Below are 424 nucleotides of genomic sequence, written 5' to 3'. Positions count from 1 at the left end.
TGCGCATAAACTCCATGTTGGAATTAAGGTTACTGAAGAACTTCTATATGATTCAGCCTTTAATTTAGAAAAATACATCACTGAAGAATTTACTAGAGCACTAGCAAATGCTGAAGAGGATGCTTTCTTAAATGGCGATGGAGTAAACAAGCCTACAGGAATTTTTGACTCTAAAAAGGGTGGAGAACTTGGCCTAACAACAAAGGCTCAAACAATTACTGCAGATGAATTAATTGATTTAGTTTACTCATTAGACAGACCTTATAGAAAGAAAGCAGCCTTCATTTTAAATGATGCAACAGTTGCTCAAATTAGAAAGCTTAAAGATGTTAATGGTGCATATATTTGGCAACCATCACTTAAAGATGGAGAACCAGATAGACTTTTAGGATATCCTGCCTACACATCTGCCTTTGCTCCAAAA

General features: G+C 35.6%; 1 protein-coding gene. It reads left to right on the top strand.

Annotated elements, in window-relative coordinates; translation table 11 throughout:
• On the top strand, positions 1-424 hold a 424-nt coding region (locus PEPTYR26121_RS08695; protein WP_180501035.1), incomplete at both ends, for a phage major capsid protein.

Source organism: Aedoeadaptatus nemausensis (genome assembly GCF_903819165.1).
In the GTDB taxonomy this organism is placed as follows: Bacteria; Bacillota; Clostridia; order Tissierellales; family Peptoniphilaceae; genus Aedoeadaptatus; species Aedoeadaptatus nemausensis.
Note: the sequence above shows the minus strand (reverse complement) of the source record. Positions and strands in the feature narration are given on the sequence as shown.